At 28.6% G+C, this 252-nt stretch carries 1 protein-coding gene; it reads right to left on the bottom strand.

Features of this window, described 5'->3' with window-relative positions; translation table 11 throughout:
- On the bottom strand, positions 1-252 hold a 252-nt coding region (locus Q0954_RS34820; RefSeq protein WP_299466909.1), incomplete at both ends, for a hypothetical protein.

The following is a 252-nucleotide window of genomic DNA, read 5'->3' as shown; positions in this document are numbered from 1 at the left end:
GAGAACAGCCTAATTCAGCCTGATACTTCTCAATCATAACTTCTGGTTTTTTTGTGAACTCTTTAATTACTTCTTTTAAAAACTTGATATGATTAATATTAGATTTGATTTGGTTATTTAAACTATCTTTAAACTTCATAAGTAATTCAATTTCTTGGTAGTCTAAAGGGGACGTTTGTTTGTTAGGTAACTGAATATCATTTTGTATGGCTTTTATTTTTTCGTCAGTTTCTTCGATTGTTTTACGAGTAC

The sequence above is a fragment of the uncultured Microscilla sp. genome (assembly GCF_947493425.1).
In the GTDB taxonomy this organism is placed as follows: Bacteria; Bacteroidota; Bacteroidia; order Cytophagales; family Microscillaceae; genus Microscilla.
Note: the sequence above shows the minus strand (reverse complement) of the source record. Positions and strands in the feature narration are given on the sequence as shown.